At 72.2% G+C, this 13,260-nt stretch carries 13 protein-coding genes; 5 read left to right on the forward strand and 8 right to left on the reverse strand.

Annotated features, from left to right (window positions below; all coding sequences use genetic code 11):
* The first annotated feature begins 94 nt into the window (after nucleotides 1-94).
* Both ispH and hpnH read left to right on the forward strand, forming a co-directional pair.
* A complete protein-coding gene (gene ispH / locus MFF64_RS08565; RefSeq protein ID WP_099899944.1) occupies nucleotides 95-1,045 on the forward strand; it encodes a 4-hydroxy-3-methylbut-2-enyl diphosphate reductase in 951 nt (316 codons plus the stop codon).
* 122 nt (nucleotides 1,046-1,167) lie between these two features.
* Complete coding sequence (gene hpnH / locus MFF64_RS08570; protein WP_099954682.1) at nucleotides 1,168-2,322, forward strand: adenosyl-hopene transferase HpnH; 1,155 nt, start codon at nucleotides 1,168-1,170, stop codon at nucleotides 2,320-2,322.
* Here hpnH and MFF64_RS08575 read toward each other — a convergent pair.
* On the reverse strand, nucleotides 2,245-2,985 hold the full coding sequence (locus tag MFF64_RS08575; protein ID WP_099899946.1) for a phosphorylase: 741 nt from the start codon (nucleotides 2,983-2,985) through the stop codon (nucleotides 2,245-2,247). The two genes, hpnH and MFF64_RS08575, sit on opposite strands and share 78 nt — an antisense overlap.
* A 127-nt stretch (nucleotides 2,986-3,112) precedes the next feature.
* Complete coding sequence (locus MFF64_RS08580) at nucleotides 3,113-4,006, reverse strand: 3'-5' exonuclease (protein WP_099899948.1); 894 nt, start codon at nucleotides 4,004-4,006, stop codon at nucleotides 3,113-3,115.
* 504 nt (nucleotides 4,007-4,510) lie between these two features.
* On the opposite strand from MFF64_RS08580, the gene ada reads away from it, so the two are divergent.
* From ada to MFF64_RS08595, 3 genes are all read left to right on the forward strand, one after another.
* On the forward strand, nucleotides 4,511-5,575 hold the full coding sequence (ada, locus tag MFF64_RS08585) for a bifunctional DNA-binding transcriptional regulator/O6-methylguanine-DNA methyltransferase Ada (protein WP_099899954.1): 1,065 nt from the start codon (nucleotides 4,511-4,513) through the stop codon (nucleotides 5,573-5,575).
* A gap of 122 nt (nucleotides 5,576-5,697) precedes the next feature.
* On the forward strand, nucleotides 5,698-6,012 hold the full coding sequence (locus MFF64_RS08590) for a hypothetical protein (protein ID WP_099899950.1): 315 nt from the start codon (nucleotides 5,698-5,700) through the stop codon (nucleotides 6,010-6,012).
* 150 nt (nucleotides 6,013-6,162) lie between these two features.
* Nucleotides 6,163-6,378 (forward strand): hypothetical protein, encoded by a 216-nt coding sequence (locus tag MFF64_RS08595; protein WP_099899952.1) that lies wholly within the window; start codon nucleotides 6,163-6,165, stop codon nucleotides 6,376-6,378.
* Nucleotides 6,379-6,405: 27 nt separating this feature from the next.
* Here the strand turns inward: MFF64_RS08595 and MFF64_RS08600 are convergent, their stop codons facing one another.
* From MFF64_RS08600 to MFF64_RS08625, 6 genes are all read right to left on the reverse strand, one after another.
* Entirely contained in the window at nucleotides 6,406-7,122 is a 717-nt protein-coding gene (locus MFF64_RS08600) for a ribonuclease activity regulator RraA (RefSeq protein ID WP_238190426.1), read from the reverse strand.
* 289 nt (nucleotides 7,123-7,411) lie between these two features.
* Entirely contained in the window at nucleotides 7,412-7,903 is a 492-nt protein-coding gene (locus tag MFF64_RS08605) for a hypothetical protein (protein ID WP_099900821.1), read from the reverse strand.
* A gap of 95 nt (nucleotides 7,904-7,998) precedes the next feature.
* On the reverse strand, nucleotides 7,999-9,627 hold the full coding sequence (locus tag MFF64_RS08610) for an ABC transporter ATP-binding protein (protein ID WP_238190428.1): 1,629 nt from the start codon (nucleotides 9,625-9,627) through the stop codon (nucleotides 7,999-8,001).
* Nucleotides 9,624-10,751 carry an ABC transporter permease gene (locus MFF64_RS08615; RefSeq protein ID WP_099902607.1) on the reverse strand — a complete coding sequence of 376 codons (1,128 nt, stop codon included), beginning with the start codon at nucleotides 10,749-10,751 and terminating at the stop codon, nucleotides 9,624-9,626. Before MFF64_RS08615 ends, MFF64_RS08610 begins: the two co-directional genes overlap by 4 nt.
* Nucleotides 10,748-11,671, reverse strand: coding sequence for an ABC transporter permease (locus MFF64_RS08620; protein WP_238190430.1), 924 nt, complete (start codon nucleotides 11,669-11,671; stop codon nucleotides 10,748-10,750). The genes MFF64_RS08615 and MFF64_RS08620 overlap by 4 nt, the downstream gene beginning before the upstream one ends.
* A complete protein-coding gene (locus tag MFF64_RS08625) occupies nucleotides 11,668-13,257 on the reverse strand; it encodes a peptide ABC transporter substrate-binding protein (RefSeq protein WP_238190433.1) in 1,590 nt (529 codons plus the stop codon). Before MFF64_RS08625 ends, MFF64_RS08620 begins: the two co-directional genes overlap by 4 nt.
* Between the last annotated feature and the right edge of the window lie 3 nt (nucleotides 13,258-13,260).

Genomic DNA, 13,260 nt, shown 5'->3' on the forward strand with positions numbered 1-13,260 from the left:
CCGGCGCCCTCGCCTTACACCTCGGGGCCGGGAGGGCTTTGCCCGGCAGGAGCGGAGCCCGGACCGGAAGCGCGGCTTGAGGGACGGGGGGCCGGTGGCGGGAACGCGGGAGAACGGGCTCGACCTGGTGCTGGCCCAACCGAGGGGCTTCTGCGCCGGGGTGGTGCGAGCCGTCGACATCGTCGAGCGGGTGCTCGCCCGGGGCGACCGCCCGGTCTATGTCCGCCACGAGATCGTCCATAACGGCCGCGTCGTCGCCGACCTCAAGGCCAAGGGCGCCCGCTTCGTCGAGAGCCTCGATGCGGTGCCCGACGGGGCCACCACGATCTTCTCGGCCCACGGCGTGTCGCGGGCGGTCGAGGCGGAGGCCGCGCGCCGGGGTCTCCCGGTCGTCGACGCCACCTGCCCGCTGGTCGCCAAGGTGCACGCGCAAGGCCGGCGCTACGCCGCGCAGGGCCGCACCGTGATCCTGGTCGGTCATGAAGGCCACGCCGAGGTCGAGGGGACGCTCGGGCAGATCGACGGCGCGGTCCACCTCGTCGGCAGCGTCGCTGACGCCGAGGCGCTCGACCTGGCCGCAGACACGCCGCTCGCCTACATCACCCAGACGACGCTCAGCGTCGACGACACGAAGGCGATCATCGCGACCTTGAGCCGGCGGTTCCCCGACCTCGTCGGGCCCGAGACCCGGGACATCTGCTACGCCACCCAGAACCGCCAGGCCGCGGTGCGGGCGCTCGCCGAGATCGCCGACCTGATCCTGGTGGTCGGTGCGCGCAACTCCTCGAACTGCAACCGCCTGCGCGAGATCGCCGCCGAGGCCGGCCGGCCGAGCCACCTCGTCGAGGGGGCGGAGGACCTGGACGGCATCGATCTCGGCGGGGCCCGCACCCTCGGCCTCACCGCCGGCGCCTCGACCCCCGAGGTGGTAATCGCGGAGGTGATTGCTGCGCTGCAGCGTCGCACCCCCCTGCGGATCTCAACCCTTCCTGGCATCGTCGAGGGGGTAAGCTTCCCGCTCCCGTCGAGTTTGGGCCACACTTAGACCCTTCCGCACCAAGCTTGGACCCTTTCGAACCTAGCTTGCTGGAAATCCGCCACTTTTCGGGCTAATCAGCCCGCTTGGCACAGCGTACGAAACGAACCACGACACAAGGAGCCTTGGTCTTGGGCATTCCTCTCCGGTACGTCGCGAAGATCGGCGGCTACATTCTCAAGCAGCACCTCACCGGGCGCAAGCGCTATCCGCTCGTCATGATGATGGAGCCTCTGTTCCGGTGCAATCTCGCCTGCGCGGGTTGCGGCAAGATCGACTATCCGGACGAGATCCTCAACAAGCGCCTGCCGGTCGACGAAGCACTCGAGTCGGTCCGCGAGTGCGGTGCACCCGTGGTCGTCATCGCGGGCGGCGAGCCGCTGCTGCACAAGGACCTGCCGCAGATCGTCGAGGGCATCATCGCCCAGAAGAAGTTCGCGATCGTCTGCACCAACGCGCTGCTGCTCGAGAAGAAGATCGCGCAGTACAAGCCGAGCCCGTACTTCACCTGGTCGATCCATCTCGATGGCGACAAGGAGATGCACGATCAGTCGGTGTGCCAGCGCGGCGTCTACGACAAGGCGGTGGCGGCGATCCAGAAGGCCAAGGAGATGGGCTTCCGGGTCACGATCAACTGCACCTTCTTCAACAACTCCTCGGCCGACAAGATCGCGGACTTCTTCGACAGCGTGACCCGGATGGGCATCGACGGCATCACCGTCTCCCCCGGCTACGCCTACGAGCGCGCCCCCGACCAGCAGCACTTCCTCAACCGCCGGGCGACCAAGGACCTGTTCCGCGGCGTGTTCCGCCTCGGCAAGGAGAAGGGCCGCGAGAAGTGGACCTTCCAGCAGTCGGGCCTGTTCCTCGACTTCCTGGCCGGCAACCAGACCTATCACTGCACCCCGTGGGGCAACCCGACCCGGACGGTCTTCGGCTGGCAGAAGCCGTGCTACCTGCTCGGCGAGGGCTACGCCAAGACCTTCAAGGAGCTGATGGAGACCACGGACTGGGACGCCTACGGCACCGGCAACTACGAGAAGTGCGCCGACTGCATGGTGCATTCCGGCTACGAGGCGTCCTCGGTGGTCGATTCGGTGAAGAAGCCGTGGAAGCCGCTGGTCTACGCGATGCGCGGCATCAAGACCGAGGGCGAGATGGCTCCCGAGATCTCCCTCGAGAACCAGCGCCCGGCCGAGTTCGTGTTCTCACGCAACGTCGCGCAGAAGCTCTCCGAGATCCGGGACGCCAAGGCCGACGCCAAGAAGCGCGCGACAGCGGCCTAGGGAGTCAAAGGCCGCCGACGAGTCACGGGCGAGGCGAACCAGCCCGCCCAACGTGGCCGAGCGGCGGGCCAGAGCCGCGAGCACGGCGAGGATATCGGGCTCGCCGTCCGGCTTGAGGGCCTTGGCGACCGCCGCCGGCAGGGCGCGGTCGGCCGGGTCGCACACCACGCGCACGGCGCAGAACGGCAGGCCGTGCCCTTCCGCGAAGGCGGCCGCGACCTGCGATTCCATGTCGACCGCGGCTGCGCCGGTCTCGGCGCGCAGGGCCGCCTTGGCGTACGGCGACAGGACCGCCGCCTCCACCCCCGCGACATCCGCCTGGATCACCCGGACCGGCGCGTCTGCCAGCCTCCGGGCGAGAGCTGCGACGACCTGCGGGTGCGCCGCCAGGCGCCGCCCGCCCGCCACGACCCCGGTCGCCACCACGACGTCGCCCGGCACCAGGTCCGGATCGAGCCCGCCGGCGATGCCGATGCTCATCACCGCCCGGCAGCCCGGGCCGCTACGCCCTTTGAGAAGATCCCGCAGCCGCTCCGGATTGCCCCCGGCCCCCACCGTCGCCACGCCGGGACCTGCGGCGAGCCGCGCCTCGCGGGCCAGGCCGGTCACGGCCAGGACGGGATGGGGCCCGTTCGGACCGGTGGTGTCCTCGACGACGATCATGCGGGGGGCTCGGTTGGGGGAGGGGGCGTGAAGTCCCCCTCATACCAGAGCCGGTGGGGCGGGCCTGTGGCGCCGGTGACACGGGGGAGAGGTGCTGCCGGACCTGACAGATCCGGCGGCAGGAGCGCTACGATTCCGGATCGGCCCGGGTCGAGAAGCGGTCGCGGGCGGTGAAGCGATCGGCCGGCAGGCCGGACGGCAGGGTGCCGCGGTAGATCTCCCGCGAGAGGAACGAGCGCTCGATCTCGATCTGCTCCTCGTCGAGGTCGACGTACCAGCAGCGGCGCCGGGGCGACCAGCGGTAGTTGCGGTCCTTGAGCCGGTCCTTGAGGGCGATCGGCGCGTCGGAGGCCCAGAGCCGCACGGTCGGCCGGCGCGCCGCCTCGAGGAGGGCGGCGAGCGCGAGGCGCCCGGAGGCCCGCAGCGGGCGGGCGAGGATCGCCAGCAGCGCCTCGCAATCGTCGATCGCCCGGTGGCCGTTGTGGAAATGGCCGTGATCGGCGAGCAGGTGGCCGAGGCGCATGCCCTCGTGCCCCTCGGCCCGCCAGGGGATCTGGTGGCAGGAGCAGGCCCAGTTGCGCGAGACGAAGATCGGCCAGCGGCGCTCGCACATCTGCCGGTCGAAGCGGGCATTGTGGGCGATGACGACCCGGGCCTCGGCCGCGAGCCCCGCCACCGCCTCGTCGTCGATGCGCTGGCCGGCGACGTCCGCGTCGGTGATGCCGGTGAGGCGCACCACCGCCTCGGGGATCGGGCCGGAGGGCTGATGGAGCTGGTTGAACCGCTCCAGCACCCGGTAGATCCGGCCGCTGGCGCCGTACTCGAACTTGATGATGCCGAGCTCGATCACCTCGTCCGCAGTGACGTCGATGCCGGTGGTCTCGGTGTCGAGGATCAGCCCGACGAAGGTCGGCTCCTCGGGCGTCTCGGCCGGGGGCAGGAAGGGGACGAGGCGACGCAGCACCCGGTACTCGCCGGTGCGCTCCAGGATGGCGGCGATGTCGTCGAGCGCGTCGGTCAAGCGGCGGTCACCCTGGCCTAGAGCGGCCGCGCGACGGCGGCGTGTGTCGTTGCTTGGAGCCGGATTAAACCCGGCCCGGCCGCCGAGCCAAGAGCCCTGCCGCCACGCTCCACCGTATTCGCATCCGGCCAACGAAACTCGCCAGCCCCGGGCGAGACCCCAACGCGAAAAACCCCGCTGCCGTGAGGCAGCGGGGAAGTCGAGGAGATCCGAGAGACGAGCGCCGCGCCGGCGAGGGAGGAAAGGGCCGGCGGGTGCGCCGGGCCGGCTCCGATGCCGCCCGACTGGAAGCCCAACATCCCGTTGCTAGCCCGGTTTCCGGGGCGGCGCCGGAAACGCGTCCGGAGTAAACCTGCGGCAAGCCGAGGCCCGGAATTCGGCCGCAAGCGCCGGGATGCGCGAGGTGGCGGGCGGGGCGAGGGTGGCGCCATCGCCCCGCAGGGCAGCAAAGCCCGACAGGGAGGCAAGACGATCATGCGCAATCCGGATTCCGACCTCGCGGCCATGGGCGGCGTCCCGCCGCTCGACACCGCCGCGTGCTTCGCCGCCATCGCCCGCCGCGACCGGGCGGCGGATGGCCGCTTCGTCTACGCGGTGCGCAGCACCGGCGTGTATTGCCGGCCGAGCTGCGCCGCCCGGCCCGCCCTCCCTAAGAATGTCAGCTTCCACCCGACCTGCGCGGCCGCGGAAGAGGCGGGCTTCCGGGCCTGCCGGCGCTGCCGGCCGAACGAGGCGAGCTTGGGCGAGCGCCAGACCGAGGCGGTGGCCCGGGCCTGCCGGATGATCGACGCGGCGGAGACGCCGCCGGCGCTGGCCGACCTCGCGGCGACGGCGGGCTTGAGCCCGTACCATTTCCATCGGGTGTTCAAGCAGGTCACCGGGGTGACGCCGCGGGCCTATGGCGCGGCGCGGCGCGCGGCGCGGGCGGCGGAGGGGTTGCGGCAGGCCGGGACGGTCACCGAGGCGATCTTCGACGCCGGCTACGGTGCGGCCAGCCGGTTCTACGCCGCGGCGCCGACGCGCCTCGGCATGACGCCCACGGCCTACCGGCGGGGCGGCGAGGGCGCGGCGATCCGTTTCGCGGTCGGCGCCTGCTCGCTCGGCCACGTCCTGGTGGCGGCGACGGAGACGGGACTCTGCGCGATCCTGCTCGGCGACGATCCCGACGCCCTGCTGCGCGACCTCCAGGACCGCTTCCCGAAGGCGGTGCTGACCGGGGGCGACCGCGATTTCGAGGCGGTGGTGGCACAGGTCGTCGGCCTGGTCGAAGCGCCCGGCATGTCCTCGACCCTGCCCCTCGACATCGGCGGCACCGCCTTCCAGCAGCGGGTCTGGCAGGCCTTGAGGGCGATCCCGCCGGGACGCACCGCGACCTACGCGGAGATCGCGCAGGCGATCGGCGCGCCCTCGGCGGCCCGGGCGGTGGCGCTCGCCTGCGGCGCCAACGCGCTTGCGGTGGCGATCCCGTGCCACCGGGTGGTGCGGCAGGACGGCAGCCTCTCGGGCTATCGCTGGGGCGTCGCCCGCAAGCGCGCGCTGCTCGACCGGGAGCGGGCGGACAGCACCTGACGAAATCTGTCTCTCCTCACGGAACTTTCGCGCCAGGGAAAGGCTGTGGGGCCGAAGGAGTGTCTGGCTTCGCCCAGCGCATCACCCGGCGCGGCGAAGCATACATCCATGGATCTCCCACGATGTCTCGGGCTGCTGCTCCGGTCGCCGTCGGATCGACGATCGCCGGCACCTTGCCGGTGGCGGCCCGGAACCTGGCAATCTTCCAGACCGATGGTCCGGCGGCCGAATCGACCGAGACGTTCCGGGCCGAGGCGCTGTGCAGCGACGCCGATACCAACGACCCGGCCACGCCGGGCCGCCGCGTCGCCCTCGATCCGGTGCGCGAGCAGCGCCTGTCGGATCGCGACACGGACGGCGATTCGCTGTTCCGACGGCCAGCGCCTCGAGCCGGACGGCCCTCCGGCTCGGGCAGCCCGCAGCACGGAACGGCTTAATCCTTCCCTTAAGGAAGACGCGACGGAATTTGCGCCGGCCACGGATCGACGGACCGGCACCGGCGTTCTTCCATGGCTCCCTGCCGCAAAGGTTGCGGCCGGAACGAGAGCAACACCAACGCGCGAGCCTCCCTCTTGGAGCGCAACCCCATGTCGTGCCGCCACAACGCCGTCGCTCCCCTGCCGCACCTGATCGCGACGGCGCCGTCGCACCTGCGCAAGTGGCGCCGCTTCCCCAAGACCCTGCCGCAGGCGGCCAACGACAATGTCCGCCCGGGCAGCGCCGCCGAGGCCGGCCTGTGGGCAGCGGCTCTGGGCGCTGCCGCCACGATGGTGGCGGTGCTGCTCGTCGGGATGATCGTGTGAGGCGAACGATCGCGTGAGGCTGTCGCCTCAGCGACCCGTCTTCTGCCGCCAGGCGGCGAAATCGGCCTTCGCTTGGTCGTCGATCAGCGGGTAGAGGCCGATCACGCCGCGGCCGTTCTGGACTTCCTCCAGCACGAAATCCTCGAACACGGTCATCTCGGCGGCTTCCGCCGCGATCTCGTCGGCGAGTTCCGCCGGAATGACGATCACGCCCTCGGCATCGCCCACCACCACGTCCCCGGGAAAGACCGCGACGTCGCCGCAGCCGATCGGCACGTTGATGTCGAGGGCCTGATGCAGGGTCAGGTTAGTCGGGGCGGAGGGGCGGTTGTGGTAGGCCGGGAAGGGCAGGGCGCCGATCTCGGGCGAATCGCGAAAGCCGCCATCGGTGACGACGCCGGCGGCGCCGCGCTTCATCAGCCGCGTCACCAGGATCGCGCCGGCGGAGGCCGCGCGCGGGTTCTTGCGGCTGTCCATCACCAGCACCGCGCCCTCCGGGCACTGGTCGACGGCGACGCGTTGCGGGTGGCCGGGATCGCGGAACACCGCGAGCGTGTTCAGGTCCTCCCGGGCCGGAATGTAGCGCAAAGTGTAGGCCTCGCCGACCATCGTCCCGGCATTCGGGTTGAGGGGGCGCACGTCCTGGATGAACTGGTTGCGCAGGCCGCGCTTGAACAGGGCGGTGGCCAGGGTCGCGGTGCTGACGGTCTTCAGCGTCGCGCGGGTCTCGGGGCTCAGGGGCATCGGGGCTCTCCGGTCGGGGGGCCAAGGCCGTGGGCGAGGGGGGAGCACCGCGGGGCATGGGAGGCCGTGCCGCCCCGCCCGCCACCGATCCTCCCCGCCACCCGGACGGCTTCGCCGCTCCGCGGCCGCCCAGCGGGCAGCCTGTGACGCCGCATTGAAGCACTAATATTTTAGTACATCAACCGGGTTCTCGGAGCATTACGCCATCGTGACCCTCCCCCCTCCGCGGGGGAGGGTCGAGCCGGCGCCCAGTCCGGAGATGGATCGAGCTCTCGGTCGAGCCCCGACCTCACCTCTTGCGCGGCGCCGGCGGTGGAGCCGGAGGCTCGTCGCCGCCCTCGTCGGCCTCGCCACCGCCGATGGTCGACTTGAGGGCGAAGGCGACGAGGGGGCTCGCGACGTCGACCAATTCGGCCTTGGTCAGTCCGTCCTTCGGGTCGAAGGTGCCGACGAGCATCACGGTGCGGTTCTCGGTCTTGGCGAGGTCGAGCCCCTCGCCCGACACCGCCATCGGCTTGCCGGCGATCTCGTCGGCCTTGCGGTCATTGGTGAACAGCACCGTGACCTTGCCGTTCTTGACCACGCCGACGTAGCAGGTCTCCTCCGGGGTGCGGCAGGGGAACAGCATCGCGGCGGCCGGGTCGGGCTGCGGCGCGGGCGCCTCCTTGGGCGGTGGACCTTTCGGCGGCCCCTTCGGAGCCGGCTGGGCAGCCACCGGGGCGGCGGCCGTGAGCGCGAGCAGCGCGAGAGCGAGGGCGCGGCGCGACGATCTCGGTTCCAAGAATCTCGTCTCCAAGGGTCCGGTCTCCTGGGAAGTGCCCTATCGGAAGGCGCGAAGTGGCGCGGCCGCAGGGGGCGTTCAAGGCTCGGGGCGGCTCACGCCTGCGCGAGCCCGCCATCGAGGTCGGCCGCGGCAACGAGCGCCCGCGTATAGGCCTCGCGCGGGCGCTCCAGCACGCAGGGCGTCGGGCCGCGCTCGACCTCGCGGCCGTGGCGCAGCACCAGCACCGTGTCGGCGAGCGCGCGGACCACCGCGAGGTCGTGGGAGATGAACAGGTAGGCGAGGCCGTGCGCCGCCTGCAGGTCGCGCAGCAGGGCGACGATGTCGCGCTGCACCGTGCGGTCGAGGGCGGAGGTCGGCTCGTCGAGGACGACGAGGCGCGGCCGCAGGATCATCGCCCGGGCGATGGCGATGCGCTGGCGCTGGCCTCCCGAGAAGGCGTGCGGGAAGCGGTGCCGCGAGGCCGGATCGAGACGCACCTCGCAGAACGCCTCGGCCGCCCGCGCGTCGCGCGAAGCGGCATTCAGGTGGGGCTCGTGAACCCGCAAGCCCTCGGTGACGATCTCGCCGGCGGTGAGGCGGGGCGAGAGCGAGCCCATCGGGTCCTGGAACACCGGCTGGAAACCCCGGCGCAGGGGGCGCAGGGCGGCGCGGTCGAGCCGCGTGAGGTCGCGGTCCTCGAACCGCACCAGGCCGTGGGCGGCGGGTTCGAGGCGGACGAGCGCCCGGCCGAGGCTCGACTTGCCCGAGCCCGATTCGCCGACGACCCCGATCGTCTGGCCCGCCCGCACGGTCAGGTCAATGTCCGCGACGGCGAGCCGCGGGGCTTCCGCCCGCAGGAAGCGCCGCCGGCCCGGATAGGCGACCGCCACGCCCCGCGCCTCCAGCACCACGGGGGCGCCCTCCGGCACCGGCCCCTTTCGGCCGGCGGGCTCGGCGGCGAGGAGGTTGCGGGTCTCGGGCGCCTGGGGATCACGGAACAGCCGCTCGGTCGGCCCGGCCTCGACGAGGCGGCCAGCGCGGAGCACGGCCGTGCGCTCGGCGATGCGGCGCACCAGCCGCAGGTCATGGGTGATGAAGAGGAGCGCGAGGCCGAGGCGCGCCTTGAGGTCGGCGAGCAGGGCCAGGATCTGCGCCTGCACGGTGACGTCGAGGGCCGTGGTCGGCTCGTCGGCGATCAGGAGGTCGGGCTCGCAGGCGAGCGCCATGGCGATCATCACCCGCTGGCGCTCGCCGCCCGAGAGTTCGTGCGGGTAGGCCGAGAGGCGCGAGGCCGCGTCGCGCAATCCGACGAGGCCCAGCAGCTCGCGCGCCCGCGCCATGGCCTGGCGCCGATTCAGGCCGCGATGGGCCCGGAGCGGCAGGGCGATCTGGTGGCCGATCGAGAAGAGCGGGTCGAGGGCGGTCATCGGCTCCTGGAACACCAGGCCGATGCGGGCGCCGCGGATCCGGTCGAGGGCGGGGCGGGAGAGGGCCGTCAGCTCGGTCCCGTCGAAGCGCACGGAGCCCGCCACTTGCGCCTGCTGCGGCAGCAGGCCCATTACGGCGAGGGCGACCTGGCTCTTGCCCGAGCCCGATTCGCCGACGAGGGCCAGGGTCTCGCCGCGGGCGAGGTCGAGGTCGAGGCCGTCGAGCGCCGTCACGCCGGCCTGCGGGTACCGCACGCCGAGGCCGCGCAGGGACAGGAGGCTCGTGCTCCCTGGATTCACGCTCCCTGGGTTCACGCGCCCTCCCGCGGGTCGAGGGCATCGCGCAGGCGCTCGGCCAGAAGCGTCAGGGCGACGAGGGTGGCGACCAGGAACGCGGCCGGGACGACGAGCATCCACGGCGCGGTCTCGAGGCTGCGGGCACCGTCGGCGATCAGCACGCCCCAGCTCGTCGCCGGCTCCTGCACGCCGAGTCCCAGGAACGAGAGGAAGCTCTCGAGCAGGATCACCCGGGGCACCATCAGGGCCGCGAAGGCGACGACGGGCCCGAGCAGGTTCGGCACCACGTGCCGGCGCAGGATCGCCGCCGTCGAGAGGCCGAGCGCCTCCGCGGCGCGGACGTAGTCGCGCCGGCGGATTCCTTGCGCCTCCGCCCGGACAATGCGGGCCATGTCGAGCCATTCGACGGCGCCGACCGCGACGAAGATCAGCGCCACCGAGCGCCCGAAGAACACCACCAGCATGATGACGAAGAACACGAAGGGCAGGGAGTACAGGATGTCGACGAGGCGCATCATCGCCGCATCGACCCGTCCGCCGAGCGTGCCGGCGAGCGCCCCGTAGATCACCCCGATGCCGAGCGCCACCGCGGTCGCCAGCAACCCGAGCGCCAGGGACAGGCGCCCGGCGACGAGGGTGCGGGTGAGGAGGTCGCGGCCGAGCGTGTCGGTGCCGGCGAGGAAGCGCAAGGAGCGCAGCGGCGCCTCGACGGCGAGGCGCCGCCCGTCCTCGGAACGGCCGAGGATGCGGGCCTCCCCGAAGGTGTCGGAGCGGGAGAAGAAGGTCAGCACCCTGCTGTCCACCGGCTTGTCGGAGGCCAGCGTCAGGCGGACCGCATCGCCCGTGACCGCGACGTCCTCGGCACGCACCCGCATGCGGAAGGCGAGCCGGTCGAGGGCCGGGCGGACCGAAGCCGGCTTCGGGTAGAGCGCGAGCGAGGGCGGGGTGCCGGGATAATCGTAGTAGAGCCGGTCGTAGGGGTGGCCGGTGACGAACGGGCCGACGAGGCAGGCGAGCGCCACGAGGAGCAGCAATGCCGCGCTCGCCCGCGCGAGGCGGTCGCCGACGAGGCGCCGGCGGGCGCGGGCGAGGAGCGAGGCCTCGGCCCAGGCGAGGGGGTGGCTTGCCGCTGACTGGCTCACCCGAAATCCCTGAGGCGCGGGTCGATGAGGGCGCAGGCGAGATCGGACAGGAGGTTGAGCACGAGGACGAACACCGCGATCAGCACCACCGTGCCGAGGACCAGCGTGTAGTCGCGGTTGATCGCCCCGTCGACGAAGTAGCGTCCGACGCCGGGCAGGCCGAACACCGTCTCGACCACCACCGAGCCGGTGAGGAGACCCGCCGCCGCCGGCCCGAGATAGGACACGACCGGCAGGGCCGCGCCGCGGAGCGCATGGAGCGCCAGGATCCGGGGCGGCAGGCCGAGCGCCCGCAGGGTGCGCCAATGCGGCCGGTCGAACACCTCGACGAGCCCGGCCCGGGCGAGGCGGGCCACCACGGCGACCTGCGGCAGCGCCAGGGTGGCGACCGGCAGGACGAGGTTTTTCGGCGATCCATCGTCCCAGCCGCCGACGGGGAGCCAGCGCAAGGATAGCCCGAAGGCGATCTGGAGGAGCGGCGCCACCACGAAGCCCGGGACGGTGAGGGCGAAGGTGCCGAGCGTCGTGACCGCGTGATCCAGCCCCGAGCCCCGCCGCAAGGCCGCGAGGCCGCCGAGAACGGTGCCGAGGAGCAGCGCTACGGCGAGGGCGAGGCTGCCCAGCGTCATCGAGACCGGCAGGCCGCGGGCGAATAGCTCCGCCACCGAGAGGTCGCGCACCGAGAAGGAGGGTCCGAGATCGCCTCGCGCCAGGGCCGCGAGGTAGCGGCCGTACTGGACCAGCAGAGGCTGGTCGAGGCCGTAGACCCGGCGCAGGTTCTCCATCGCGGCGGCCGGCAGCGGCCGCTCCAGGTCGAACGGCCCGCCGGGCGCGAGCCGCACCAGGAAGAACGACAGGGTGACGACGATGAAGAGCGTCGGGACGCCTTGAGCGAGGCGGCGCAGGACGTAAGGGATCATGCCAGCGACAGCCAGCGGGTCGGCGAGACGCCGCGCAGGTTGGGCACGAAGCCACGCAGGCGGGGCCCGATCAGGTGCTTGTGCCGGTAGTGCAGCAGCGGGATCCAGGGGAGGTCGGCGAGGAAGAGCTCTTCGGCGCGGGAGAGGATCCGGGCCCGGGCCTCGAGGTCGGTCTCGCGGGCGGCGTCGCGCATCAGGGCGTCGTAGGCGGGGTTGGCGTAGCGGCCGGAGTTGAACCCGTCATTGTCGCTCTCGACCAGGAACAGGAAGTTCTGCGGGTCGGCGTAGTCGGCGAGCCAGCTCATCCGGGCGATGTCGAACGGGCCGCCGTCGCGCAGGTAGGCGAAGTGGGTCTTGGCGTCGGTGGCGGCGAAGGACGTCGTGACGTTGAGCGGGCGCCACATGTCGGCGATCGCCACCATGGTGTTCCGGTTGTTGTCGGTGATGTTGTAGCGCAGCTCGACCGCCAGCGGCTTCCCCCCGGGGCCGTAGCCGGCCTCGCGCAGGAGCGCCACCGCCGCATCCTCGCGCTCCAGCGGCGAGAGGTCCCGGCCCGGCATCGTCGGCGGCGGGAGCGCGTTGTCGAGCCCGGCGGGCGTCAGGGAATAGGCCGGCAGCATCGTCTCGCCCCACACCGCCTCGGCCAGGAACTCGCGGTCGAGGGCCAGCGACAGGGCGCGGCGCACCCGGGCATCGTCGAGGGGGCGTTTCCGCACGTTCACCATCAGCGCCAGCACGCCGAGGGCAGGGTTGAGCACCACCCGATCGCCGAAGCGGGACTTGAGCGCCTTCACCTGATCGGCGGGCAGGTCCTCGAGGGAATCGATCTCGCCGGCGGCGAAGCGGCGCACCGCGGCGGCGAGATCCGGCGTCGGGATGTACTCGACCTGGGGGATCGCGACCTTGCCGGCCTCGCGGTAATGCGGGTTGCGGATCGCCGTGATGCGGTCGTTCGGCGAGAAGTCCTTCAGGAGGTAGGCGCCGTTCGAGACGAGATGGCCGGGCCGGGTGAAGGCCTCGCCGTGACGGGCGAGGGAGGGCCGGTGGACGGGCGTGCTCGCCTGGTGGGTCATCAGCTCGACGAAGTAGGGGGTCGGCTGCGCGAGCTGGATCACGACCCTGCGCGGGTCGGGGGCCGAGACGCCGACCGCATCGACCGGCATCGCCCCGCGATTGACCGCCTCGGCGTTGCGGATCGGCGCGAGCACGCTGGCGTATTTCGCCCCGGTCGCCGGGTCGAGCATGCGCCGGAAGCCGTGGACGAAATCGTCGGCCACCACCGGGTCGCCGTTCGACCAGCGCCCGTCGGGGCGGAGAGAGAAGGTCCAGGTCAGGCCGTCGGCGGAGGTGGTCCAGCTCTCGGCGGCGCCCGGCACCAGGGTGCCGTCGGGACCGTAGGTGCTCAGGCCCTCGTAGAGGTCGAGGAGGATCGTCGCCTCAGCCACCGTCGAGGTCTTGTGCGGATCGAGGGTCTCGGGATCGGCGCCGTTGCCCCGCCGGTAGGCGGCGGGGCCGGCGGCCCGGGCGGGCGCCGCCGCGCTCACCGCCGCGGCGCTCAGGCCCGCGAGAAGGTCCCGGCGCCGCATCGC

The organism is Methylobacterium frigidaeris, assembly GCF_022179185.1.
Lineage (GTDB): Bacteria > Pseudomonadota > Alphaproteobacteria > Rhizobiales > Beijerinckiaceae > Methylobacterium > Methylobacterium frigidaeris.

Coding starts and splice junctions, on each gene's coding strand:
- MFF64_RS08575 (WP_099899946.1), bottom strand. CDS start 2,985: ATGATCGTCGTCGAGGACACCACCGGTCCGAACGGGCCCCATCCCGTC.
- MFF64_RS08590 (WP_099899950.1), top strand. CDS start 5,698: ATGTCTCGGGCTGCTGCTCCGGTCGCCGTCGGATCGACGATCGCCGGC.
- MFF64_RS08595 (WP_099899952.1), top strand. CDS start 6,163: ATGTCGTGCCGCCACAACGCCGTCGCTCCCCTGCCGCACCTGATCGCG.
- ada (WP_099899954.1), top strand. CDS start 4,511: ATGGGCGGCGTCCCGCCGCTCGACACCGCCGCGTGCTTCGCCGCCATC.
- MFF64_RS08625 (WP_238190433.1), bottom strand. CDS start 13,257: ATGCGGCGCCGGGACCTTCTCGCGGGCCTGAGCGCCGCGGCGGTGAGC.
- MFF64_RS08600 (WP_238190426.1), bottom strand. CDS start 7,122: ATGCCCCTGAGCCCCGAGACCCGCGCGACGCTGAAGACCGTCAGCACC.
- MFF64_RS08620 (WP_238190430.1), bottom strand. CDS start 11,671: ATGATCCCTTACGTCCTGCGCCGCCTCGCTCAAGGCGTCCCGACGCTC.